The 22,411-nt window shown below is 62.3% G+C and carries 19 protein-coding genes and 1 tRNA gene; 14 read left to right on the top strand and 6 right to left on the bottom strand.

What is annotated here, in order from left to right; genetic code table 11:
- Positions 1-36 precede the first annotated feature (36 nt).
- The 6 genes from FB466_RS06990 to FB466_RS06965 all read left to right on the top strand — a co-directional run bounded on the left by FB466_RS06990 (position 37) and on the right by FB466_RS06965 (position 6,065).
- On the top strand, positions 37-714 hold the full coding sequence (locus tag FB466_RS06990) for a MazG nucleotide pyrophosphohydrolase domain-containing protein (RefSeq protein WP_141917150.1): 678 nt from the start codon (positions 37-39) through the stop codon (positions 712-714).
- A 112-nt stretch (positions 715-826) separates the two neighbouring features.
- Positions 827-2,119: a histidine--tRNA ligase gene (hisS, locus tag FB466_RS06985; protein ID WP_141917142.1), complete on the top strand. Its 1,293-nt coding sequence runs from the start codon at positions 827-829 to the stop codon at positions 2,117-2,119.
- 118 nt (positions 2,120-2,237) lie between these two features.
- Entirely contained in the window at positions 2,238-3,518 is a 1,281-nt protein-coding gene (eno, locus tag FB466_RS06980; protein WP_141917139.1) for a phosphopyruvate hydratase, read from the top strand.
- Positions 3,519-3,574: 56 nt separating this feature from the next.
- Positions 3,575-4,135 (top strand): FtsB family cell division protein, encoded by a 561-nt coding sequence (locus FB466_RS06975; protein ID WP_170206055.1) that lies wholly within the window; start codon positions 3,575-3,577, stop codon positions 4,133-4,135.
- 5 nt (positions 4,136-4,140) lie between these two features.
- Entirely contained in the window at positions 4,141-4,635 is a 495-nt protein-coding gene (locus FB466_RS06970; protein ID WP_141917136.1) for a DUF501 domain-containing protein, read from the top strand.
- 98 nt (positions 4,636-4,733) lie between these two features.
- Positions 4,734-6,065, top strand: a complete 1,332-nt coding sequence (locus FB466_RS06965) for an NAD(P)/FAD-dependent oxidoreductase (RefSeq protein ID WP_141917134.1) — start codon at positions 4,734-4,736, stop codon at positions 6,063-6,065.
- Between the two features lie 76 nt (positions 6,066-6,141).
- Here the strand turns inward: FB466_RS06965 and aceB are convergent, their stop codons facing one another.
- Both aceB and aceA read right to left on the bottom strand, forming a co-directional pair.
- Entirely contained in the window at positions 6,142-7,812 is a 1,671-nt protein-coding gene (aceB, locus tag FB466_RS06960; RefSeq protein WP_141917132.1) for a malate synthase A, read from the bottom strand.
- Positions 7,813-7,893: 81 nt separating this feature from the next.
- On the bottom strand, positions 7,894-9,207 hold the full coding sequence (aceA, locus tag FB466_RS06955) for an isocitrate lyase (protein ID WP_141917129.1): 1,314 nt from the start codon (positions 9,205-9,207) through the stop codon (positions 7,894-7,896).
- A 137-nt stretch (positions 9,208-9,344) separates the two neighbouring features.
- Here aceA and FB466_RS06950 point away from each other — a divergent pair, with 137 nt between their 5' ends.
- Both FB466_RS06950 and FB466_RS06945 read left to right on the top strand, forming a co-directional pair.
- Complete coding sequence (locus tag FB466_RS06950) at positions 9,345-10,886, top strand: XRE family transcriptional regulator (protein ID WP_141917128.1); 1,542 nt, start codon at positions 9,345-9,347, stop codon at positions 10,884-10,886.
- 737 nt (positions 10,887-11,623) lie between these two features.
- The gene (locus tag FB466_RS06945; protein ID WP_141917127.1) at positions 11,624-11,911 is read left to right on the top strand and encodes a hypothetical protein; all 288 of its coding nucleotides are present in this window, start codon (positions 11,624-11,626) and stop codon (positions 11,909-11,911) included.
- Between the two features lie 24 nt (positions 11,912-11,935).
- Here FB466_RS06945 and FB466_RS06940 read toward each other — a convergent pair whose 3' ends face one another.
- Entirely contained in the window at positions 11,936-13,390 is a 1,455-nt protein-coding gene (locus tag FB466_RS06940) for an XRE family transcriptional regulator (RefSeq protein ID WP_141917124.1), read from the bottom strand.
- Positions 13,391-13,518: 128 nt separating this feature from the next.
- On the opposite strand from FB466_RS06940, the gene FB466_RS06935 reads away from it, so the two are divergent.
- A complete protein-coding gene (locus tag FB466_RS06935; protein ID WP_141917122.1) occupies positions 13,519-15,375 on the top strand; it encodes a phosphoenolpyruvate carboxykinase (GTP) in 1,857 nt (618 codons plus the stop codon).
- 205 nt (positions 15,376-15,580) lie between these two features.
- Positions 15,581-15,654 (top strand) — tRNA-Leu (locus FB466_RS06930).
- Positions 15,655-15,673: 19 nt separating this feature from the next.
- Here the strand turns inward: FB466_RS06930 and FB466_RS06925 are convergent.
- Together FB466_RS06925 and FB466_RS06920 are read right to left on the bottom strand one after the other, a co-directional pair.
- Positions 15,674-15,865 carry a hypothetical protein gene (locus tag FB466_RS06925; protein ID WP_141917121.1) on the bottom strand — a complete coding sequence of 64 codons (192 nt, stop codon included), beginning with the start codon at positions 15,863-15,865 and terminating at the stop codon, positions 15,674-15,676.
- Positions 15,865-16,275, bottom strand: coding sequence for a hypothetical protein (locus FB466_RS06920; protein WP_141917119.1), 411 nt, complete (start codon positions 16,273-16,275; stop codon positions 15,865-15,867). The genes FB466_RS06925 and FB466_RS06920 overlap by 1 nt, the downstream gene beginning before the upstream one ends.
- Positions 16,276-16,320: 45 nt before the next feature.
- Here FB466_RS06920 and FB466_RS06915 point away from each other — a divergent pair, with 45 nt between their 5' ends.
- The 3 genes from FB466_RS06915 to FB466_RS06905 are packed head-to-tail and all read left to right on the top strand — an operon-like array spanning position 16,321 to position 20,713.
- Positions 16,321-17,007 (top strand): TetR/AcrR family transcriptional regulator, encoded by a 687-nt coding sequence (locus FB466_RS06915; protein ID WP_246054571.1) that lies wholly within the window; start codon positions 16,321-16,323, stop codon positions 17,005-17,007.
- Complete coding sequence (locus FB466_RS06910) at positions 17,007-18,740, top strand: ABC transporter ATP-binding protein (RefSeq protein WP_141917885.1); 1,734 nt, start codon at positions 17,007-17,009, stop codon at positions 18,738-18,740. The genes FB466_RS06915 and FB466_RS06910 overlap by 1 nt, the downstream gene beginning before the upstream one ends.
- Positions 18,737-20,713: an ABC transporter ATP-binding protein gene (locus FB466_RS06905; RefSeq protein ID WP_141917118.1), complete on the top strand. Its 1,977-nt coding sequence runs from the start codon at positions 18,737-18,739 to the stop codon at positions 20,711-20,713. Before FB466_RS06910 ends, FB466_RS06905 begins: the two co-directional genes overlap by 4 nt.
- A 156-nt stretch (positions 20,714-20,869) precedes the next feature.
- On the opposite strand, the gene FB466_RS06900 is transcribed toward FB466_RS06905, so the two are convergent.
- Positions 20,870-21,862, bottom strand: coding sequence for an asparaginase (locus FB466_RS06900; protein WP_141917116.1), 993 nt, complete (start codon positions 21,860-21,862; stop codon positions 20,870-20,872).
- Positions 21,863-21,914: 52 nt separating this feature from the next.
- Between FB466_RS06900 and FB466_RS06895 the strand changes: the two genes are divergently transcribed.
- The gene (locus FB466_RS06895) at positions 21,915-22,397 is read left to right on the top strand and encodes an OsmC family protein (RefSeq protein WP_141917115.1); all 483 of its coding nucleotides are present in this window, start codon (positions 21,915-21,917) and stop codon (positions 22,395-22,397) included.
- Positions 22,398-22,411 lie beyond the last annotated feature (14 nt).

Raw genomic sequence — 22,411 nt, 5'->3', positions numbered from 1 at the left:
CTCGGATTATCAGGCTAGTGAGGGAATCGAGGAGTCGTGACGGAGACCCCGGATGCTGTGTCTACGCTGGTGGGTGTTGTCGCCCGCCTGCGCGCCGAGTGCCCCTGGCACGCCGAGTTGACCCATGAGGCACTGGTGCCCTACCTCATCGAGGAGTGTTACGAACTGGTCGAGGTGATTGAGCGGGGCACGGATGACGCTCGTCATCGCACCGATGTGCGCGAGGAGCTGGGTGATGTGCTGTACCAGGTGGTGCTGCACTCGACAATGGCCGCCGAGGGGCCAGGCGGGGCCACCGATGCGCGGGCTGAGACCGCGCGGGGTGAACTGGATGCGGTGGCAGCGGGGCTGGCCGAGAAGCTGGTCCGGCGGCATCCGCACGTCTTTGGTCATGCTGGGCCAACGACCGTCGAGCAGCTCAATAGCACCTGGGAGCAGGTCAAAGACGAACAGGGGGCGGAGGTCCGTTCGCGCGCGATTCTCGCGGGTGTCCCCTTCTCGCTGCCCGCCCTCGCCCTGGCCGATAAGGTGCTGGAGCGCGCATCGCGTCGGGGGCGTCCCGTGCGGGTGAGTGCGGTGGCACATCCCGAGACCGAGGCGGAGTTTGGGGCGGCCCTGCTCGCGCTCGTCGCGGCGGCGAAGGGGAGCGGTGTTAACGCTGACCGGGCTCTGCGAGCGGCGATTCGCGGGGTGGCGGATGATCTGGCCGAGTAGTCTGCTCAGCCGGTGCTGAGGCAGTGTCGCTGCCGGTTTCTTACTATTGGCGGGGCAATTTCGGCTCGAGGAGGCGCGGTGAGAGCGGGCGCCTACCCCTACAATTGAACGCATGGCTGCACCGGTAAACCCACCCCGTGGGATGCGAGATTTCCTGCCCACCGACAAGGCTCGACGGGAACTGGCGCTCAGTACCATTCGTCGCGTGTACACGGAGCACGGTTTCGATGAGATCGAAACCCCGATGGTGGAGGATAGCGCCCGGCTGCATTCGGGCCTGGGCGGCGATAATGAGAAATTGGCGTTCGGGATTCTTCGTCGCGGTCTGAAAGACACCGACCTGGTGGCGGCTGCCAACTCCGGCTCGGCCGAGGGGCTCACCGATCTGGGTTTGCGCTTTGACCTCACGGTGCCGCTCGCTCGCTACTACGCGACGCACCGCGCCGAACTGCCCGCCGTTTTTCGCTCCATTCAGATCGGGCCGGTCTGGCGCGCTGAGCGCCCCCAGAAGGGCCGCTACCGCCAGTTCGTTCAGGCCGATATCGACATCATCGGTGAGGAGGGTCTGATCGCCGAGATTGAGTTGATTACCGCTACCTCCGCTGTGCTGAGCGCTCTGGGCCTGGACGGGTGCACCATCCGGCTGAATGATCGGCGTATCTTGTTGGGTATCCTCGACCACTGCGGCTTCCCGACCGAATTGTATGATTCCGCTCTGATTTCGATTGACAAGCTCGACAAGATCGGCACTGCCGGTGTTGTCGCGGAGCTGGCCGAACGCGCTCCTGAACCGGCCGTCGCGCTCAGCGACGTTCTCGCCGCGATTGAGCCGCACCTGGCTAGCGGGGGAGTTTCGCTCACGGAGGAGCGTATTCGTTCCCTCCTCCCCGCGGGGTGTGCCCCCGAGGCTGTCGCCGATCTAGTGGCCCTCGCCACCGCGCTCACCGCTCTACCGGATGCCGTCACTCTGCGTTTCGACCCCACCCTTGTCCGGGGTATGGGCTACTACACCGGCACCATCTTCGAGATCGCGCACCCCTCCTCCGGGAGTTCCGTGGGCGGTGGCGGACGTTACGACGGGATGATTGGCCGCTTCCTGGGGCAGGCGGTTCCCGCGGCGGGGTTCTCGATTGGGTTCGAGCGCATCGTTGACCTTATCGAGCAGCCTGCGGCGCACGACCCGGACTCTCTGGTCGTGATTTATGACGGGGATGTGGATGCGGCCTCTCTCGTGTCCCTGAAAGCCGCCCTGGTCGCGGGAGGCACTCGCGTGCGCTTGGAGAAGCGAGCCAAAAACTCCAAGGTGCAGCTTGCCCGCCTGGCTACGGCTGGGTTTGGCAGTTTTGCGTTTGTGAACGCAGCGACGGAGGGTCCCGACAGCCTGGTCATCAAGCCTCTGGCCTAAGCCTCGCGGGAAGAATTCACGGGAGAACCCGGCCGAGTCGAATACACTAGGCGGTGGAGTTCTTCCACGCGGTCGTTCCATCCGCACCTACTTGAACAGCCCCTATAAGGAGACAACTGTGGCCTTCATTGATGCCGTCATCGCTCGTGAGATTCTGGATTCCCGTGGCAACCCCACGGTTGAGGTAGAGATCGGCCTCACCGACGGTACCGTCAGTCGTGCCGCTGTGCCCTCGGGCGCATCCACCGGTGCCTTTGAAGCCTACGAACTGCGCGATGGCGACAAAAACCGATACCAGGGCAAGGGCGTCCAGCAGGCCGTTGCCGCTGTTTTTGATGAACTTGCGCCGGCGATTGAGGATTTCGCTGCCGATGACCAGCGCCTGGTTGACGCGGCCCTGATTGCGGCTGACGGCACCGAGAACAAGAAGCGCACCGGTGCCAACTCGATTCTGGGCGTCAGCCTGGCCGTGGCCAAAGCTGCCGCCGAGTCCGCCGGGCTGCCCCTCTACCGCTATGTGGGCGGACCCAATGCGCGCACCTTGCCCGTGCCGCTCATGAACATCATCAACGGTGGTGCACACGCCGACACGAGCGTGGACATCCAGGAGTTTATGGCTGTTCCCCTCGGCGCGGAGAGCTTCTCGGAGGGTCTGCGTTGGGGCGTCGAAACGTACCACTCGCTCAAGAGCCTGCTGAAGAGCAAGGGTCTGGCCACGGGCCTTGGCGACGAGGGCGGTTTTGCCCCCGACCTGGCCAGCAATGCGGCCGCGCTCGACCTCATCCTGGAGGCTATGACGCAGGCCGGGTTCACGCCGGGCAAAGATATTGCGCTCGCGCTTGACGTGGCATCGAGTGAGTTCTTCGAGAACGGCTCCTATACGTTTGAAGGCAAGCAGCGCACCGCGCAGGATATGTCGGCCTACTACGCCGACCTCGTTGCCAACTACCCGCTCGTCTCGATCGAGGACCCACTTGACGAGGACGACTGGAGTGGCTGGGTACACCTCACGCAGGAACTGGGAGATAAGGTGCAGCTTGTTGGCGACGACCTGTTCGTCACCAACCCGGTGCGTCTGGCCCGCGGTATTCAGGAGCGCGCGGCTAACTCGTTGCTCGTCAAGGTCAACCAGATCGGTACCCTCACCGAGACCTTGGATGCTGTCTCGATGGCTCAGCGTGCCGGTTACACGGCTATCCTGTCGCACCGCTCCGGTGAGACCGAGGACACCACCATCGCCGACCTCGCCGTGGCAACCGATTGTGGTCAGATCAAGACCGGTGCTCCTGCACGTAGCGAGCGCGTGGCCAAGTACAACCAGCTGCTGCGTATCGAGGAAGAGCTGGGCGGTGCCGCACGCTATGCCGGCCGTTCGGCCTTCCCCCGCTTCAGCGCGTAAGTAACCACTAGGGCACATTCGTGCCCCCGAGACGAAGGCGAGGTATCAAGATGAAGATGCCTCGCCTTCGTCTGCGCTCGGGCAGCGGGACGAGTGGGACGAGCGGGACGCCCCCGCGCCGCTCCCGGGCCGAGGCCGCGCCACCCGCCGAGAGCGCGAGCGAGTTGCGCTCGTGGTTTCGTGGCCTGCGTTTCTCCGGGTTTTCGATCATTATGATGGGTCTGCTAGCCCTCGGCATTGTCATCCTGAGTCCCAGCCTGTCCGTCTACCTTGACCAGCGCCAGCAGATTACCGAGCTGCAGGAGAGTGTGCGCCTCAAACAGGAGGCTCTTGATAATGCCACCGACGAGCAGAAGCGTTGGCAAGATCCGTCTTTTGTTCGCTCCGAGGCGCGCAACCGGCTTTTTTACGTGATGCGGGGGGAGACCCAGCTTGTCGTGATTGACGATGTGCAGATTCCCGCGAATACCGGCCCGGTGGCCACCCCCGAGTTGCGCCGCACCGAAACCGACTGGGTGGAGGCCCTCGCCTACTCGGTTCTTGCCTCCGGCACCACCACGAAGGATGCCCAGCAACTGCAAGACGCAGGTACCACCACCGACGAAGAAAGCGAGTAGCCCGGATGTCCCGTCCCCCTTTTGACCCGCCCACTCCGGCCGATATTGATATCGTGACCACTCAGCTGGGCCGTCCCGCCCGCAATATTGTGGGGATCTCGGCGCGTACGCGCACGGGTGAGCCTGCCGTGGTATCGACGGCCCCGCGCCTGGATGATGGCACACCGTTCCCCACCTTTTACTACCTTTGCCACCCGGGTGCCGTCGCCGCGGTGTCGCACCTGGAGGCCAACGGTTTCATGGTGGAGCTTAATCAGCTACTTGCCGACGACGAGGATTTGCGCGCCGCCTACCGTACTGCACACGAGAGTTACATCGCTGATCGCGAGTCGATTGCGGTGGTCGAAGAGCTCGCCGGGGTGAGCGCTGGTGGGATGCCCGACCGGGTTAAATGTCTGCATGCGCTCGTCGGTCACTCCCTTGCAGCCGGCCCCGGAGTCAATCCGATTGGCGATATTGCTCTAGAACGCGCCGCGTGGTCGCCAGATTCGGTACTCTAATACGTGGTATAGGTGTCGCCGTCGCCACCGGTATTGTTGTTGAGGGGCATATCGTCCATTCAAGCCCAGTCCAGTGCTAGTCAAGGAAGTGCTTTTTCGTGTCTAAAATCCTTATTGTTGGTGGCGGCTACGCCGGTTTTTACACCGCGTGGAAACTAGAGAAGTGGCTCCGTGCCGGGGAGGCCGAGGTCACCATTGTGGACCCGCTTCCGTACATGGCGTACCTGCCGTTTCTTCCCGAGGTGGCTGCTGGCTCCATTGAGCCGCGTCACGCGGTTGTTGCCCGCCGTCGTCATCTGAAGAAGACGAAGAGCATCGCCGGTAAGGTCACCACGATCTCCCACGCCGACAAGACGGTCACAATCACGCCTAACGAGGGTGCGGCGTACGAGTTTCAGTACGACCACATCGTGATTGCTACCGGTTCTGTGTCGCGCACCTTCCCCATCCCGGGCATCGCAGATAACGCAATTGGAATGAAGACGATTGAGGAGGCCGTCGCCGTGCGCGACCGCCTGGTCAGCAACTTTGAGAAGGCTGCCAGCCTGCCCGCGGGCCCTGAGCGTGATCGCCTGCTGACGGTCACGGTGGTGGGTGGCGGTTTTGCCGGTATCGAGACCCTGGCCGAGCTGCGCTCGTTTGCGAGCGCCCTGCTGCGCCGCTATCCCGAGATTACCTTCGAAGAGACCCGCTTCCACCTGATCGAGGCGATGAGCCGCATCATGCCGGAGGTATCCCTCGATACGAGTAAGTGGGTTATCAAGAAGCTCTCGTCGCTGGGTGCCGAGATTCACCTGGACACGCAGCTCGCCTCGGCTGTTGACGGCACCATTGGACTGTCTACCGGTGAGAGCTTTGAGTCCGACCTCATCGTGTGGACGGCCGGTGTGATGCCTCGCCCGTTCCTGCGCGGTACCGACCTACCCATTGGCGAGCGTGGTCATGTCCGCGGTCGCCCCGACCTGCGGGTGGAAGGCGACGACGGTATCCTAGCGGGTGCTTGGACAGCTGGTGACACCTCCGCTATCCCCGATATCTCCTCGACCCCCGGCCCCGGCGGCTTCTGCGTGCCTAACGCGCAGCACGCCGTGCGCCAGGCCAAGGTGCTGGCTCGCAATATTGTGGCCGATATCCGCGGCGAGGGTCTGCATGACTACAACCACAAGAATGCGGGTGCGGTGGCCGGGTTGGGACTCAACATTGGGGTGTTCCAATCGGGGAAGTTCGCGATGAAGGGCTACGTTGCCTGGCTCGCACACCGCTTCTATCACGGCCTGGCGATCCCCACGTGGGAGCGCAAGTGGCGTGTGTTTGGCGGTTGGGTGAGCCACTTTTTCCTGGCCCGAGACATCGTAAACATTGAGGCCGTGCAGCACCCGCGTGCGGTGTTTGAGGAGTTCGCTTCGCGCCCCAAGCCCAAGACGGACTAGCCCCGATCTGCTGATGCTTCACACGGAAACACCCCAACCATACATACGGTTGGGGTGTTTCCGTGTGAACGGGCCGCTAGGCGATGGCGGGTTCTCGCTCGGGGGCGGGCTCCACCAGGTAGCGGGCGTAGGCTCCGAGCGTGAGGAACGTCGGGAACTCCGGCTCTAGTGCCACCTCGCGGAAGACGTCAACGGCATCGCTGACCCGATCATTGGGGGTGCGTTCCCACTCGGCGAGCACCCGGTCCACGAGTCCCTCCACGGCGTCGCGGGTGATAGGGGTGCCCTCGTGGGTGATCGTTCCCTGGTGGATCCACTGCCAGATCTGGGAGCGGGAGATTTCGGCGGTTGCCGCATCTTCCATCAGGTTGTTGATGGCCACCGCACCGTTACCGCGCAACCACGCCTCAATGTAGCGCAGTGCGATTGAGACGTTATCGTAGACGCCGTGGTCGGAGACGGTGCCGTTGGCGCTGGGAATATCGAGCAGTTGGGCCGCCGTGACGTGTACTTCCTCTCGTAGCAGGAAGAGCTGGTTGGGGTGTTTGCCAAGGACTCGGTCGAACTCGGCCTGCGCGGTGGGGATGAGGTCGGGATGGGCTACCCAGCTCCCGTCGAATCCGTCGGTGGCTTCGCGGCGTTTGTCTGCTCTCACCTTGGCAAGGGCGTTTTCGGTGGCCTCCGGGTCGCGGCGGTTGGGGATAAAGGCGCTCATGCCGCCGATGGCGGGCGCCCCCCGCTGGTGGCAGGTGGAGACAAGTAGCTCGGTGTAGGCCCGCATGAATGGCACCGTCATGGTGATCTCACTGCGATCCGGCAGGATAAACCGCTGACCTCGTTGGCGGAAGTTTTTGATGATGCTGAAAATGTAGTCCCAGCGCCCCGCGTTGAGCCCAGCGGCGTGCTCACGCAGTTCGTACAGGATCTCGTCCATCTCGAACGCGGCCGGGATCGTCTCGATCAGCACGGTCGCCCGGACGGTGCCGTGCGGGATTCCGAGGCGCTCCTGCGCAAATGTGAACACGTCGTTCCAGAGGCGCGCCTCCAGATGCCCCTCCAACTTTGGCAGGTAGAAGTAGGGTCCGGTGCCGTTGTCGATGAGTCGCTGGGCGTTGTGGAAGAAGTACAGCCCGAAGTCCACGAGGCTACCGGAGGCCGACATCTCGACTCCCTGACGGTTCACGAAGGTCAGGTGCTTCTCCACGAGGTGCCAACCGCGCGGCCGCATCACAATTGTGGGGCGGTTGTGGCGGGGGGTGAGGCGGTACTCTTTACCCTCCGGGGTGGTGAAGTCGATCTGGTTGCGGATGGCGTCGTAGAGCGAGACCTGCCCGCCGATGATGTTTTCCCAGGTGGGGGATGTGGCGTCCTCCAGGTCGGCGAGCCATACCCGGGCCCCCGAGTTGAGCGCGTTAACGGTCATCTTGCGGTCGGTGGGGCCGGTGATTTCCACGCGGCGGTCTTCCAATCCGGGGCCGGCCCCGGCGACGCGCCAGCTACGGTCTTCACGGATGTGTGCGGTGTCTTCCCGGAAGGACAGGTCGCGGCCATTGGCGACGTCGGTACGCCGCCGCATCCGCGCCGCCAGGATCTCGTGGCGTGGCCCGGAGAAACGGGCGTGCAGTTCGGCGACGAAGGCGAGTGCTTCGGGGGTGAGGACCTCGTCGAAGCGATCGTGGTGGGGGCCGTCTACGCGCACTGCTGGTGCGCGGTCGGGGGTGGTTTCTGGGCGGGATTGCGTGGTCATGATGGCTCCTAGAGGCGGCGGTGACGGGTGTGTGGAGGGGCTGGTGGGATGCCGGGTGGCGGCATCCCACCGTTAGCGCCCCTAGTGAAATTGCTCGGATTCGGTGGAACCCGCGAGGGCGAGGGTGGCGCTGGTGGGGTTGAGCGCGGTGGAGACGAGGTCGAAGAAGCCAGTGCCCACCTCGCGCTGGTGGCGTGTGGCGGTGTAGCCCTGGGCTTCGCTGGCAAATTCGGCCTCTTGCAGCTCGACGTAGGCGGTCATGCCGTGGTCGCGGTAGCCTTCGGCGAGCGTAAACATGGAGTGGTTAAGCGAGTGGAAGCCCGCGAGGGTGATGAACTGGAAGGTGTACCCCATTGCGGCCAATTCGCGCTGGAAGACAGCGATCTGTGCGTCGTCGAGGTGCTGCTTCCAGTTGAACGACGGCGAGCAATTGTACGCGAGCTTTTTGCCGGGGAACTTTTCGTGGATGGCCTCGGCAAAGGTGCGCGCCAGCTCCAGGTCGGGTACACCCGTCTCCACCCACAGCAGGTCAGCGTACTCGGCAAACGCGAGTCCGCGTGTGATGACGGGGTCCAGGCCCGGCTTCACCCGGTAGAAGCCTTCGGGGGTGCGCTCGCCCGTGGTGTACTGGCGGTCGCGCTCATCAACGTCGCTTGTGAGCAGATCGGCGGCGAGGGCGTCGGTGCGGGCGATGATCACGGAGGGTACCCCGGCCACATCGGCCGCGAGCCTGGCCGCATTAAGGGTGCGGATGTGTTGCTGGGTGGGTACGAGGACTTTTCCGCCCAGGTGGCCGCACTTTTTTTCGCTCGCGAGCTGGTCCTCCCAGTGCACTCCTGCGGCCCCGGCCGAGATCATGGCGGACATGAGCTCATAGGCGTTGAGCGGGCCGCCGAACCCGGCCTCGGCATCCGCCACGATGGGGGCGAGCCAGTCCCGGGTGACGGTACCTTCGCTCGATTCGATCTGGTCGGCTCGGATGAGCGCGTTGTTGATGCGACGCACCACGTTGGGTACGGAGTTGGCGGGGTAGAGGCTCTGATCGGGGTAGGTTTGGCCAGAGAGGTTAGCGTCTGCGGCCACCTGCCAGCCGGAGAGGTAGATAGCTTTCAGCCCGGCCTTGACCTGCTGCACGGCCTGGTTACCGGTGAGGGCACCGAGCGCGGCGACCCACCCTTCGGCGTGGATCAGCTCCCACAGGTTTTCGGCCCCGCGGCGGGCGAGGGTGTTTTCTTCGGTCACGCTGCCGCGTAGACGAACAACGTCCTCGGCCGTGTAGTCGCGTTTCACACCGGCCCAGCGGGGGTCTGTTTCCCAATCGAGGCGGATTTCGTCGGCCGTCTGGCGGGTGTCTCCGGCCCGGGGTGCACCTGCGGGGCGAGGGGTGTACGTCATGATCGAACTCCTTTGTGATCGAAAACTTATCTGTATTTCGAGTTTGGGGGTCGCTTGCTCCCGTGGATAGACATTCTTGAGTAGAAGTTTTATGATTCTTCTACTTTGCAGAACTTCTACGATCTGATCGGACACTGATGCCCCACGCACTGCCGCCGAGACACTCCGCTCCACGGGAACGGGCACACCAGACGCTGAGACCGTCAGATGCTGTCACCCCCAAGGCTCCCGGTGAATATCGGGTGGATGCGGTCGCCGTGGGGCGGCGTATCCGCAGCATCCGTAAGTCTCAGGGGCTCACGCTCGATGATGTGGGGCGGCGTATCGGTCGAGCTGCAAGCCAGGTATCGGTGGTGGAGAACGGTCGTCGTGAACCACCGCTCGCACTGTTGGGCACGCTTGCGGAGGCCCTCGGCTGTACCCTCAGTGACCTGTTGAGTGTGGAGGAGGTAGATGGCCGCACGGCCCTAGAGATTGAACTGGAACGGGTGCAGCGTGGCCCGGCCTTCTCGGCGCTGCGGTTACCGGCGCTGCGGGTGGGGCCGTCGCTGTCGAGCGAGACAATGGAGGTGATTTTGGGCCTGCATCGTGAGATCGAGCGGATGCACAGCGAGCGCAGTGCCACCCCGGAGGAGGCCCGCCGGGCCAACGCTGAGTTGCGCCAAATTATGCGCGCTCAGGGAAACTATTTCGAGGCCATCGAGCAGACGGCGGGAGAACTGTTGAGCGCCGTGGGGCATACGGGAGGTCCGCTTTCGCAGCGGGTGACCGCCGAGATTGCCAGCTATCTGGGTTTTTCGCTGCACTATGTGGCCGATGTGCCCAAGTCCACCCGTTCGGTGTCTGATTTGAAGAACCGTCGCATCTACCTGCCACACCGGGTCCGTACGGAGCGCGACCCCCGCTCCGCTCCGTTGCACGCCCTCGCCAGCCACGTCTTGGGTCATGAGGAGCCGCGCGACTACGCCGAGTTTCTTCGCCAGCGCGTTGAGGCCAACTACCTCACGGCCGCGCTCCTCATGCCGGAGAAGGCCTCGGTCGAGCTCCTCTCAGACGAGAAGGATGCTCGTCGAATCTCTGTCGAGGATTTCCGCGACGCGTTTGCGGTCTCCTACGAGACTGCCGCGCACCGTTTCACGAACCTCGCCACGCGGCACCTCGACCTGCCCGTGCACTTTATGAAGGTGCACGAGAGCGGGGCTATTTCGAAGGCCTACGAGAATGACAACGTGTGCTTTCCCACCGACAGTATGGGCGCGATTGAGGGCCAGACGTCCTGCCGACACTGGACTTCCCGCACGGTGTTTGCCGTGGATGACCGTTTCAACCCGTACTACCAGTACACCGATACCCCGACAGGCACGTTCTGGTGCACCTCGCGCGTGCAGAGCAGCGATGATGGTGAGTTCTCGGTGAGCGTTGGCGTGCCGTTTGAGCATGTGCGCTGGTTCCAGGGGCGGGATACCCCCTACCGCGGTGTTTCGCGCTGCCCGGATGAAACGTGCTGTCGCCGTGCACCTGACGAGTTGCGCGGCAACTGGGCCGAGTATGCCTGGCCGACGGCCAAGCCGCATGCGAGCGTGCTCACGGCGCTGCCGAAGGGTGTTTTTCCGGGCGTGGATGACACAGAGGTGTACGAGTTTCTGGAGGCGCACGCGCCGACCCAGCCCCAGGAGTAGCCCCCTGTCAGCTCAATCGTGAACGGCCGCGGCAGGTGAACGCCCGGGGCATCGCGTCGTCGGTTGTTCACACGGGGAGTGATCGTCGAGCGGTAGGATTCTGGCGGTCGGGTAATCGGTGCTGTGTCTGAAGGGGTGCAAAAATGTGGTACATGTTACTTGCATATCATCGCCGTGGGCACTGGACGTTGATGGAAAAGTGTTCTAATTTACGACGAGTTTGTTGGTTCTCGGCTCGCGCAGGTGATTAGTTCATCTTTTTTGACTGATGACCAGTACCCTGTCATTGCGGATCTGGTTATAGCTGTTACGTGATATGAGTATAAAGTTGTTGATAAAAAAATAACGAGTAAACCTAATCTCAAGCAGCTGCTCGGTGGATGTGTTATTGGAAAAGCAGATCCAATGTTCAGGATATTCGGGAGTTGTTCTGTGTCGAGTTCTCTCAGCTATAGTCTGGGAATAACTAAGGCAGATGTTGCAAATTCGCTCGGAGTTGCTCTGCAGAAGACGGTGTCGGGGTCAATATCATGTACATCGCCTAAACTGCCTAAGGGCGCGAAATTTCAGGCCATTCTTATGGGACTTTTTACACGTATAAGATTGAGAAATGGAAGGTTCATCAGGTGGCTGGAACCCAGTCGCGATCTAAAGTCGAGATGAGCGGAACTCACACGGCTTTTTATCCGGACAAAATGATTTATTGCAAGTAGATGCAACATGAAAAGTTTAATTCTATGAAAAAGATTGCTTATATTGCGTTATGGGCCATTGCGGCGCTCTCTCTTTTGGCGGGAATATTCATGCTCGCGAAAGGTGAAATTACCGCGTGGCGGGTTATTGATGGAAATGAACTTGAGGGTACGGTCAGTCCATTCCAGGTCGATTTAAAGCCAGCCGGATTACTGTTCTTTTTACTGGGGGTAATGGTGACTGCTCTGACTCTATTTGGTGAGGTCTATGTGAGACCGCTGGCGATGGCCCGTCGTGAGGGTGATCAGGGTGGAGAAAATAACGCGCTCTAACTGTTATCAGCCACGGATGTTCTCCTAGTCCGCGTGTCGGCTCAGAAACTGAAACACCTCGGTGTCGTCAACCCCGGGAAAAGAGCCCTGGGGCAGCGGTGAGAGCACATGTGCGTGCATTCGGGCGCTCGGCCAGGCGTGCTCCGCCCAGCGCTCCTGAAGCGTGGCATCGGGCCTCCGGCAGCATGAGGCATCCGGGCACAGCGACACCGAGCGGTTGGTGGTTTCGCGCCCGCGGAACCACTTGGCGTGGTCAAACGGCACACCGAAGCTGATCGAGAAACCCTCCGTGGCGGTGGTTCCGGTCTGTACAGTGCACCAGAAAGTACCCGCAGGGGTGTCGGTGTACTGATAGAACTCGCTCGTGCGGTTGGTTCGCTCAAACGCGGTGCGTGCACCCCAGCGGCGGCACACGATCTGTCCCTCGATTGTGCCGCTCGCGTCGCTGGGTAGCGGTACGTTGTCGTTCTCATAGCCGCGCGTGAGCGAGCCGTCGTCGTTGACTCGTAGAAAGTGCACGGGCAGGTCGAGGTGGGCGGTCGCGAGGTTGGTGAAGCGTTGGGCCGCCGACTCGTGGGTGACTCCGAAGGCATCCCGAAAGTCCTCGATTGCGAGGTTGCGGTCTTTTTTTGCCTCGCTCAGAAACTCGACGGCGCGGCCCTGGGGAATTAAGCAGGCGGCCGCAAAGTAGTTGATCTCCAGCCGTTGCTGCAAAAAAGCGGTGTAGCTGGCGGGTTTGTCATGCCCGAGTACGGCGTGTGCCATGGCCTGTAGCGCGAGTGAGCGCAGGCCATGCCCGCCAGGGATGGATGCCGGTGGCAGGTAGATTCGTCCGTTCTTGAGGTCGGTTACGCTGCGCGTGGAGTGGGGTAGATCGTCCACATAGATGAGGGTGAAGCCCAACTGCTCGGCCATAATCGCGACCGTGCGGTGTGTGAGTGCTCCCGTGGTGTGGTTGGCCGCGCGCAGCAGGTCCTCGGCCAGATCTTCGATGTCCGGGATGTAGTTGTCGCGTTCACGCATCTGCTGGCGGATTTCGGTGTTGGCCCGGCGGGCCTCCTCCGGGGTGGCGATGGCTGCCCGCTCACGCCGTTCGATCTCGCGGTGTAGCCCCACGAGAGATTCAAGTGCGTCGTCGGGCAGCGATTTTGCGCCGCGAATAACCGGCAGCCCCATACTCGCGTACACCGGGTTGTGCTGTGCCTGGTCGAGTTCGATCTCCAGCGCTGAGCGCCGGTCGGGCGGATCGGTGCTGAGCAGCTGGCCGAGATCGACCGAGAGTGTGTGGGCGATCTTCTGGAGCGTCGACAGCTTGGGTTCGCGGCGCCCGTTTTCAAACAGGGAGAGTTGGCTGGCGGCGAGGTCAACGCGTTCACCGAGTTGTTCCAGGGTGAGTCCCGCGTTGATGCGAAAAAAGCGCAGGCGCTTTCCCATCACAAGGGTGTTGGAGTGGGGGGACTGGGGTGAGGCGGGGGTCATATTTTTAACTTTATGTTAAAAAGCACACTTTTTGACACCCAGATTGGTCAATTGGCCCGCAAAATGTATCTGATCATTGATGTGTACCCCCCGTTTCTTCTCTGCCAATACGTAGGAGATCGCAGATTATGACCGTCATCGACACACCAGATGTCACGATCAACTCAGCCGCCGCCACCGGAGAGCCGACAACCGGTAACTCCGAGGTTCTGGCCTGGGTGACGAAAATCGCCGAGCTGACGCAGCCGGAATACATCCACTGGTGTGACGGCTCACAGTCTGAATGGTCTGCCCTCACCGAGGAGCTTGTTGCCGCGGGCACACTCACCCCCCTCAATAAGAATCTGCGTCCCGGTAGCTTTCTGGCCCGCTCGCACCCGGCCGATGTGGCACGCGTCGAGGACCGCACCTTTATCTGCACCGAGCACCAGGCGGATGCTGGCCCCACAAACAACTGGAGCGAGCCCGCCGCAATGCTGGAGACGCTCACCCCCCTTTTCCGGGGCTCGATGCGCGGTCGCACCATGTACGTCGTTCCTTTCTCCATGGGGCCGGTGGGCGGACCGATCTCGCAGCTGGGCATCCAGATCACCGACTCGCCCTACGCCGTGCTGAACATGCGCATCATGACTCGAATGGGTCAGGATGCGATGGACCACATCACACCCGACACCGAGTGGGTGCGCACCGTTCACAGCGTGGGGATGCCCCTTGTAAATGACGCCGGCGAGAGCATCGACGACGTCGAGTGGCCCTGCAACGACACCAAGTACATCTGCCAGTTTCCGGACACGTTGGAGGTGTGGTCCTTCGGCTCGGGTTATGGCGGAAATGCCCTGCTCTCGAAGAAGTGTTTCGCCCTGCGCATCGCGAGTGTGATGGCCCGCAAGGATGGCTGGTTGGCCGAGCATATGCTCCTGATTAAGCTCACAAGCCCCGCGGGTAAGGACTACCATGTGGCCGCAGCTTTCCCCTCGGCGTGTGGCAAGACCAACCTCGCGATGCTGCGTCCGACGGTTCCCGGTTGGAACGTCGAGACCATTGGCGACGACATTGCCTGGCTCCGCCCCGGACCCGACGGTACCCTGCGCGCCATCAACCCGGAGGCTGGCTTCTTTGGCGTGGCCCCGGGCACCGGATACTCCACTAATCCTGTTGCGATGGATAGCATCTGGGGTAACACCATCTTCACCAATGTGGCGCTCACGGATGAGGGCGACGTGTGGTGGGAGGGTATGACGGAGACACCCCCCGCGCACGCGATTGACTGGGAGGGTAACGAGTGGACGCCCGACTCCGGCCGCCTAGCCGCGCATCCTAACTCCCGATTCACCGTGCCGATCACCCAGTGCCCCACCGTGGCGCAGGAGTGGTCGGAGAGCGAGGGTGTGCCACTGGACGCTATCCTGTTTGGCGGTCGGCGCGCCACCAACGTCCCGCTCGTGACGGAGTCACTCAGCTGGGAGCACGGCGTGTTTATCGGCGCAACCGTATCGAGCGAAAAGACTGCCGCTCAGGAGGGAACCGTGGGCGAGTTGCGCCGCGACCCGTTCGGGATGCTGCCTTTCTGTGGCTACAACATGGCCGACTACTGGTCGCACTGGCTGGAGATGGGTGAGTCGCTCGGCGACAAGGCTCCCCGGATTTTCCAGGTGAACTGGTTCCGCAAGGGCGATGACGGCCGCTTCCTGTGGCCCGGGTTCGGTGATAACTCCCGCGTGCTGGAGTGGATCGTGCGCCGGGTCGAGGGTGAGGCTGAGGGCCAGGAGATTGCGGTGGGTCGTATCCCCGCTGCAGGTGAGCTTAATGTGGAGGGCATCGAGATTCCTGCCCAGGACATGACCGAGCTCTTCGATGTGAACCCGCAGTCCTGGCTGGCCGAGTGTGACCTCACGGACGAGTATTTCGCTCAGTTTGGTGACCGGGTTCCCGCCGCCCTGAGCGAGCAGCTGACCGGGCTCCGCAGCCGCCTCTCGGCGATGTAAATCCCTCCCCAGATTTCTGGGTCAAGATTTCCCGTTCTTGCCCCAGAACTAGGTCGCCGGGTGTCCCTTTGTTCCTGTAGGTACACCCGGCGTTCAACCAGAGCGGCGGATGCCGGGAGTTGCGCGAATGCGCAGATCCAGACATCCGCCGCTCGCGTTGTCGATTGCGGGATACGGTCCGTGGTTCGCTAACATGGACCGGTGGGCCCCCATAGCCCAATTGGCAGAGGCAGATGACTTAAAATCATCCAAGTGTGGGTTCGAGTCCCACTGGGGGTACTGTTATTCGCTTGGTTGGCTATTTGTCTCGTTTGCGGGCGCGAAAGGTGGTCGCCAAGAAGACGAGCAGCATAATTACGCCGGCGACCTGGAAGGTGAGTGCCGTCCACGCGCCCGCAGCGTCACCCTGCGTGGTCATCAGGATGATGATCCCGGCGACGATGCTCAGGCTGCCGATCAGGGCGAGTGGCGGAATTCTGACGTATCCCACTAGGCCTGCACCAGCCCGGTTGCGGTCAGCTCGGCGAGCGCCTTCCATGCGGTCAGCGGGATGCCGGAGGTTTCTTCTAATCGGGCACCGGCCTCGGTCACATTGCTGACGGTTGCGGTGAGATAGGGCACAAACCCCCAGCCGGGTTCGGCGCGGAATGCCGCAACCGGTTTGCCGGTGCGTCCGCTGCTCTTTTCTAAAATGGCGAGGATGTCGTCAAACCGGGGTCCAGCGTTGAGGCCCGGAAATCGCTTGGAGTATTCCCAGCGCACCCAGGCGAAGCGGAAGGCGCGGTCTATCGTGAGCTTGTTGTTGCTCAACCCCTCAATGCCCACAGCGAGGCAGCCGAGCGCGAGACCCTCGCCAACGATGGTGTGCTGTCGGGTCTTGGTGAGGGTGACTTTGGCCATTCTTGAAGCTTACCGTGAGCATTCCGAGTCGGAGCATGTTGGTTTGTGAGTGAGCGCTCACTCACTTATGATGGCGGGATGCATATGGCGAACGAAACGACGACCCTGGGTGACGCTGATGCGGCGGGGGAGACCGCGCGCCGGGCGCAGCCGCTGGGGGTTGAGGATCGCCGCGCCATGATTATCGGCGCGGTCACGCCGCTCCTCATGGAGCAGGGGTTTGGGGTGACCTCGAAGCAACTGGCGGATGCAGCAGGACTCGCCGAGGGCACAATTTTCCGCGCATTTGGTGATAAGCAGAGTCTGCTCCGGGCTGTCACCGAGCGGTATTTGGACCCTGAGCCGTTCCGCGAAGAGCTGAGTCGAATAGACCGGAGTCTTCCCCTCGAGGTGAAGGTCCGCACGGTTATCCACCTCATGCGGGAGCGCTTTGGGAGCGTCTTTCGGCTCGTTGCGGCGGTCGGTCCGGGGGAGCGCCCCGAGTTTCCCTCGCATCGCGCGGCCTTTGACCGGCTGGTGGGAGACCTGCTTGACGATGACCGAGAACAGTTGATGTGGCCACCGGCGACCGTGGCGCACATCATCCGTTTGATGACCTTTGCCTCGACGCTGCCCCGATTGAACGAGGACAACGCCCTGAGTCTGGATGATCTCACCAGCATCGTTTTGTACGGAATTGCCGGTACCCCGGCATCCGCTTCGACGGACCAACCGATTGAGGAGAAATCGTGATTTTAATGAAGCTGTTAGGCCGCTACCTGCGGCCGCATTGGCCGCTCCTGGCGGGGGTGGTGGTGTTTCAGCTGGCGCAGGCGATCCTGTCGCTCTACCTGCCCACGCTCAACGCCGACATTATTGACCAGGGCGTAGCCTCGGGCGACACCGGGTACATCATCTCGACGGGGGGCATCATGCTGCTCCTGACCCTGCTCCAGGTGGTGTGCTCGATCACAGCTGTGTACTTCGGCGCGAAGGCGGCCATGCGTGTGGGTCGCGACCTGCGTGGCGCGATCTTTGAGCGCGTGGGGGAATTTTCCGAGCGTGAGGTGGCGCAATTTGGTGCCCCCTCACTGATTACCCGCAACACCAACGATGTGCAGCAGGTGCAGATGCTTGTCTTGATGACGTGCACGCTGCTCGTCTCGGCTCCCATTCTTGCGGTGGGTGGCATTGTGATGGCGATGCAGCAAGACCTGGAACTGTCGTGGTTGATCGCGGTGAGTGTGCCGGTCTTGCTGATCTCGATTGGTGCGATTGTGGTCAAGATGGTCCCGCTCTTCCAGATGATGCAGAAGCGCATTGATAATGTGAACCGGGTGCTGCGGGAGCAACTGACTGGTATCCGCGTGGTCCGTGCGTTTGTGCGGGAGGATATCGAGGCCGCCCGCTTTCGGGTTGCCAACGATGAGGTGACCGACACCGCCCTGCGGGCCGGTCGTCTCTTTGCCCTGATGTTCCCGATTGTGATGCTCGTGCTCAACGTGTCGAGTGTCGCCGTGATCTGGTTTGGAGCGTTCCGGGTGGAGGACGGCTCGATGCAGGTGGGCACGCTCACGGCGTTCCTCACCTACCTCATGCAGATCCTGATGGCAGTGATGATGGCCACGTTCATGGCCGTCATGGTGCCTCGCGCTGCGGTGTGCGCCGACCGGATTAGCGAGGTGCTCCAGACCGAGTCCACCGTGCGCCCGCCAGCCCACCCGCTGACCGCGACCGAACGCCGCGGTGCGGTGCGCCTCGCCGGGGTCGGTTTTGCCTACCCAGGGGCCGAGCAGCCCGTGCTGAGCGATATCTCGTTCGAGGCCAAGCCCGGCCAGATGACCGCCATAATCGGCAGTACCGGTTCGGGCAAGACCACACTCATCAACCTTCTGCCCAGACTCTTTGATGCCACCAGCGGTATCGTCAGCATCGACGGGGTGAGCGTGGCTGATCTGGACCCTGATGATCTGTGGGCGCGCATCGGCCTGGTGCCGCAGAAGCCCTATCTCTTCTCCGGTACCGTGGCGAGCAACCTGCGCTACGGTAAACCCGACGCTACGGATGAGGAGCTGTGGGAGGCCCTCACGATTGCGCAGGCGAAAGATTTTGTCTCCTCCATGCCGCAGGGCCTCGACTCGCCCATCGCCCAGGGTGGCACCAATGTGTCGGGTGGCCAGCGGCAGCGGCTCGCGATTGCCCGCGCCCTGGTGAAACGCTCCGAGATCTACGTGTTCGACGATTCGTTCTCGGCTCTCGACCTTGCAACGGATGCCCGCCTCCGCCGGGCTCTCACCGCCTCGCTCAGCGATGCCACGTTTGTGGTCGTCGCCCAGCGCGTCTCCACGATTGTGGAGGCCGACCAGATCATTGTGCTTGAGGACGGTCGCGTCGTGGGTCGAGGAACCCACGACGAATTGCTTAGCACATCTGAAACCTACGCCGAGATTATCTCGTCGCAGCTCGCAGCGGAGGAGGCAGCATGAGCGAGACGGTAGAAGAGCAGAATGACGACGCTGTCGTCGCCCGCCCGCCCGTGCGGCGCGGCCCCGGTGGTCACGGCCCTGGAATGCAGGGGCCGACCGAGAAAGCCATGAACTTTGGTCCGAGCGCCAAGCGACTCATCCGGCGGCTCCGCCCAGAGTTGCTGGGCATTTGGGCGGTCGGCTTCCTCGCCGTGGTCAGCGTGGTCTGTGCGGTACTCGGCCCCAAAATCATCGGTCAGGGTGTCAATCTGGTGTTCTCGGGGGCTATCTCCCGACTGCTGCCGGCCGGTGCCACTCAGGAGCAGGTGATCGCGGGTCTGCGTGCCCGGGGCGAGGGTCAACAGGCCGACATGATCAGCGGTATGACGCTCACACCCGGTGAGGGTATCGACTTCACCGCGCTCAGCCACATCATGCTCTGGGTGCTCGCACTGTATATCCTCTCCTCGGTGTTCAGCTGGTTGCAGGCATACGTGCTCAACGGCATCACACAGCGCACTGTGTATCGGTTGCGTGAGGATGTTGAGGCCAAAATCAACCGGCTGCCGTTGCGCTACTTCGACAAGATGCAGCGCGGTGAATTGCTCAGCCGGGTCACCAACGATATCGACAATATTTCGCAGACCCTTCAGCAGACCATGAGTCAGTTGCTGACCTCGCTCCTCACGGTGATCGGCGTGATCGTGATGATGTTCATCGTGTCACCGCTTCTCGCGTTGATCGCGCTGGTCACGATTCCCCTCACGCTCGTCATCACGATGATCATTGCAAAGCGCTCGCAGAAGTATTTTGTGGCGCAGTGGAAGCACACGGGTGAACTCAACGGCCAGATCGAGGAGGCCTTCACCGGCCACGCTCTCGTGAAGGTTTTTGGTCGCCACCGAGAGGTGGAAGAGACGTTCCGGCAGAAGAACGACGAGATGTACCGGGCGAGTTTCGGCGCGCAGTTTATCTCGGGCATCATCATGCCGGCCATGATGTTTGTGGGCAACCTGATGTACGTGGTGATTGCTGTTGTGGGTGGTCTCCAGGTGGCCTCAGGCGCGATGCAATTGGGAGATGTGACCGCATTTATTCAGTACTCGCGCCAATTCACCCAGCCGCTCACGCAACTGGGCTCGATGGCAAATCTGCTCCAGTCTGGTGTGGCCTCGGCCGAGCGTGTCTTTGAACTCCTGGATGCCGAGGAGCAGACCCCGGACGCCGACCCGGCCGAAACCCCGACCGGGAACAGGGGCCGCCTCGTCTTTGAGAACGTCTCCTTCCGCTATGCCGAAGACAAGCCGCTCATTGATGATCTGTCGCTTGTCGCCGAGCCCGGTCAGACGGTCGCGATTGTGGGGCCAACGGGTGCCGGTAAAACTACGCTCGTCAACCTCATGATGCGTTTCTATGAGCTGGATGCCGGTCGCATCACCCTTGACGGGGTGGACATCGCCCAGATGACTCGGCGCGACCTGCGCAGCCGAACCGGGATGGTGTTGCAGGACACGTGGCTGTTTGGTGGGACGATCCGTGAGAATATCGCCTACGGGCGGCCCGATGCCACGGAGGAGGAGATTCTGGCGGCGGCCAAGGCCACGTACGTGGATCGCTTTGTACACTCGTTGCCCGACGGGTACGACACGGTACTCGATGACGAGGGGTCCAACGTCAGCGCCGGTGAGAAGCAGTTACTCACGATCGCTCGGGCGTTCCTGGCGCAACCCAATGTGCTCATCCTGGACGAGGCTACGAGCTCCGTGGATACGCGCACCGAGCTACTCGTGCAGAAGGCCATGAGCGCGCTGCGGGCCGATCGCACGAGCTTTGTGATCGCGCACCGGCTGTCCACGATTCGGGATGCTGACCTCATCTTGGTGATGGAGTCTGGCGCGATCGTCGAGCAGGGCACGCATTCTGAGTTGCTGGCAACGGGCGGGGCATACTATACGCTGTACAACGCTCAATTTGCCGGTGCCGCCGAGGCCTAATCCGTACCCACTCGTGCTGCCCTCGCGCCCGTGCGGCGTGGGGGCAGCGCGCCCCATCCCTCAGCTCGGGTGACTTTTCCTCACAGATCGACGCAATTTTCTCGGTAAGCTGCACAAATCTCACCCGCAGGGGGCAACCTCGGGGTGAAACCTGGTTCAGATGGTTGCGCGAACCTCGCCCACAACCTCGCTGCCCCCCGTAACTCCCAGCCCCAGGTAGGGCAGAACGTCGTCAACGGCGGCGCGGGTGAGGGCCGCGGCATCCACCAGTAACTCGAGGGAGGCCACACTTGCGGCCCGCAGATTGCCGTCAAGTACCTTAAGCGCAACGGTCGTGCCATTGGGCGCGCCCATGACCATGACGCCCTCGGCTCCAAACTTGGCAAACACGCCCAGGCGGTCGATCACGACGGTGTTCGGACGCCCGGGGCCGTCAATAATCCAACCGTGATTGAGGGCGCTCTGGTACAGTTCTGCCGCCGTGCGGTGCAGCGGAAACGGTGACGAGACGGAGGAGGTGACGATGCGGCGGATGGCGCGAGCCAGTCCCACGAGCGAGAGGGCGTGCACGGGTGCGCCGCATCCGTCAACCCCCGTCGCAGAAACTTTCTCGCCCGAGAAGCGCTGCACCGTGTCGCGGATGTGGACCTGAAGTGGGTGGTCGTTATTCAGGTACGATTCCAATGGCCAGCCGTTGACGACACAGGCCAACAGCATGGCCGCGTGCTTGCCGGAACAGTTCATAAACATGGGGCTGGGCGCGAGCCGCTCGCGGAGCACCTGACCGCGCGACTCGCGATCAATCGGGATATCTGCCGGGCATTGCAACGCCGAGACGGGAATGCGCCCCAGATCGAGGATGTGCTGCACAAGCGCTAGGTGGTTGGCCGTGCCCGAGTGGCTCGCCATGGCGATGACCGATAACTCGGGGGGCAGGGCAACCCCGCTTGTCAGAACGGCGAGCGCCTGCAACGGCTTAAGGCAGGAGCGTGGATAGATGAGCGCGTGGGGGTTTCCCAACTCACGAATAACCTCACCTTCACTATCCAGCACCACCGCCGAGCCCGCGTGGCGTGACTCAATAAACCCACTGCGGGTAACGACGGCCAGTTGGGCGGCATCGCCCAGGGAAAAAGTCTCGGTATTCATCGGTGTAGAGCCTATCGGCTCTGTGCGGGCTGCCGGGTGTATCGTGTCCGTCATGGTCAACGATCACGCGTATGAGGTCCGGGTGGAGTGGCAGGGTAATCGTGGTACGGGAACCTCCGGGTACCGTGATTACGGTCGAGAGCACGCCGTGACGGCCGCGGGCAAACATCCGATTGAGGGCTCGGCCGACAGGCCTTTTCGAGGTGACCCTGGGCGCTGGAATCCCGAGGAGATGCTGCTGGGCGCGCTTGCCCAGTGCCACATGCTGTCCTACCTATATGTGTGTGCGGGGTCGGGTATTGTCGTCACGGAGTATACGGATAGTGCGGAGGGTCGTCTGCGCGTCGATCACCGGGGCGGTGGCGCGTTCGTGGGGGCCACCCTGCACCCCGCCGTTACTGTGGCACACGCGTCGATGCTGGAGGCGGCGCGTGCCGGTCATGTTCGGGCGCGTGAGCTGTGCTTTATTGCCAACTCGGTGAGTTTTCCGGTGGTGCATGAGCCGACGATTCGCGTGGCTGGTGGCCCTGTGTAGGTGTTTGTGGCCCC

Source organism: Klugiella xanthotipulae, assembly GCF_006716695.1.
Taxonomy (GTDB): Bacteria; Actinomycetota; Actinomycetes; order Actinomycetales; family Microbacteriaceae; genus Klugiella; species Klugiella xanthotipulae.
Note: the sequence above shows the minus strand (reverse complement) of the source record. Positions and strands in the feature narration are given on the sequence as shown.

Excerpts from the sequence above, each read along its gene's own strand:
- hisS (WP_141917142.1), top strand. The coding sequence starts at position 827 with ATGGCTGCACCGGTAAACCCACCCCGTGGGATGCGAGATTTCCTGCCC.
- FB466_RS06975 (WP_170206055.1), top strand. The coding sequence starts at position 3,575 with ATGCCTCGCCTTCGTCTGCGCTCGGGCAGCGGGACGAGTGGGACGAGC.
- FB466_RS06970 (WP_141917136.1), top strand. The coding sequence starts at position 4,141 with ATGTCCCGTCCCCCTTTTGACCCGCCCACTCCGGCCGATATTGATATC.
- aceB (WP_141917132.1), bottom strand. The coding sequence starts at position 7,812 with ATGACCACGCAATCCCGCCCAGAAACCACCCCCGACCGCGCACCAGCA.
- aceA (WP_141917129.1), bottom strand. The coding sequence starts at position 9,207 with ATGACGTACACCCCTCGCCCCGCAGGTGCACCCCGGGCCGGAGACACC.
- FB466_RS06950 (WP_141917128.1), top strand. The coding sequence starts at position 9,345 with ATGCCCCACGCACTGCCGCCGAGACACTCCGCTCCACGGGAACGGGCA.
- FB466_RS06945 (WP_141917127.1), top strand. The coding sequence starts at position 11,624 with ATGAAAAAGATTGCTTATATTGCGTTATGGGCCATTGCGGCGCTCTCT.
- FB466_RS06940 (WP_141917124.1), bottom strand. The coding sequence starts at position 13,390 with ATGACCCCCGCCTCACCCCAGTCCCCCCACTCCAACACCCTTGTGATG.
- FB466_RS06935 (WP_141917122.1), top strand. The coding sequence starts at position 13,519 with ATGACCGTCATCGACACACCAGATGTCACGATCAACTCAGCCGCCGCC.
- FB466_RS06920 (WP_141917119.1), bottom strand. The coding sequence starts at position 16,275 with ATGGCCAAAGTCACCCTCACCAAGACCCGACAGCACACCATCGTTGGC.
- FB466_RS06905 (WP_141917118.1), top strand. The coding sequence starts at position 18,737 with ATGAGCGAGACGGTAGAAGAGCAGAATGACGACGCTGTCGTCGCCCGC.
- FB466_RS06900 (WP_141917116.1), bottom strand. The coding sequence starts at position 21,862 with ATGAATACCGAGACTTTTTCCCTGGGCGATGCCGCCCAACTGGCCGTC.
- FB466_RS06895 (WP_141917115.1), top strand. The coding sequence starts at position 21,915 with ATGGTCAACGATCACGCGTATGAGGTCCGGGTGGAGTGGCAGGGTAAT.